The organism is Bradyrhizobium sp. P2_E8 (genome assembly GCF_056403875.1).
This window is the reverse complement of the sequence record NZ_JBFUES010001505.1, coordinates 1-1,219: the sequence shown is the minus strand read 5'-3', so window position 1 is coordinate 1,219 and position 1,219 is coordinate 1. Positions and strand designations below refer to the sequence as shown.

The following is a 1,219-nucleotide window of genomic DNA, read 5'->3' as shown; positions in this document are numbered from 1 at the left end:
CTTGAAAGGGCGCCCCTGCTCGATCCTGCGCGCGCCCGACGGCATCGGCGGCGAGACATTCTTCCAGCGCCATGCCATGCAGGGCACCTCGAACCTGCTCGAGCTCGCCAAGGTTTCCGGTGATCGCAAGCCGTATTTGCAGATCGATCGCGTCGAGGGACTTGCCGCGGTCGCGCAGATCGGCGGCCTCGAGCTGCATCCCTGGAACTGTGCACCGGACGCCTATGATACGCCGGGACGGCTGGTGTTCGATCTCGACCCCGCGCCGGACGTTGAATTCGCCGATGTCGTCGAGGCCGCGAAGGAGATGCGGCAGCGGCTCACCGATGTCGGCATGGACAGCTTCTGCAAGACCACCGGCGGCAAGGGCATTCACGTGGTGGTGCCGCTGCTCCACGGCGCGCGCGACAAGGTGAGCTGGAAGGAGGCCAAGGCGTTCGCGCAAGGTGTCTGCCAGTGGATGGCGGATGACGATCCCGAGCGCTATCTGCTCAACATGTCCAAGAAACTGCGCAACGGAAAGATCTTTCTGGACTATCTGCGCAACGATCGCCTGTCGACGGCGGTGGCCCCGCTATCGCCCCGCGCCCGCGACGGCGCGACCGTGTCGATGCCGGTGACATGGGCGCAGGTGAAGGGCGATCTCGATCCGAAGCGATATACCGTGCGGACGGTGCCGGGCCTGCTGGCGCGTTCGAAAGCGTGGGAGGGCTATGACGATGCGGCCGCGTCGATCAAGGCCGCGATGAAGATGCTCGCGGGGAAGGTGAAGTAGGGTGGGTTAGCGTAGCGTAATCCACCACTTCTGTTTCCGCGGAAACCAAAGAGGTGGGTTACGCCTCGCGGCTAACCCACCCTACAAGACCGTTGCGTGGCTAGATCCGTCCCAGCAGCAGCAGGATCAGCAGGATGACGATGACGAGCCCGAGGCCGCCGCCGCCGTAATAGCCGGTGCCGTAGAACGGTCCGCCGCCGATGCCGCTGAAGCCGCCGAGCAGGGCGATGACCAAAATGATCAGAATGATCGTACCGATAGACATGCTAGTCTCCTCCAGCCCTTTGTTGAAAGGGTCGTTGCACCTGTCCCTTGGTGCGAGGGCAACTTGCCGCAGGTTTTAAAGTTCCGGTTGTGAAACGGGGCGACAGGTGCAAGTTGCATGGAACCTTTGCCGCTCGGGCAGGCATGATGAAGTGAGATTCAATCAGCGCAGGGCAAGGC

General features: G+C 62.8%; 2 protein-coding genes. One reads left to right on the top strand and one right to left on the bottom strand.

Annotated features, from left to right (window positions below; all coding sequences use genetic code 11):
* Positions 1–775 (top strand): non-homologous end-joining DNA ligase (gene ligD / locus AC1D00_RS41820; protein ID WP_477014734.1); only part of this gene is annotated, 775 nt, incomplete at its 5' end.
* Between the two features lie 100 nt (positions 776–875).
* Here the strand turns inward: ligD and AC1D00_RS41815 are convergent.
* On the bottom strand, positions 876–1,040 hold the full coding sequence (locus tag AC1D00_RS41815; RefSeq protein ID WP_007595743.1) for a DUF3309 family protein: 165 nt from the start codon (positions 1,038–1,040) through the stop codon (positions 876–878).
* Between the last annotated feature and the right edge of the window lie 179 nt (positions 1,041–1,219).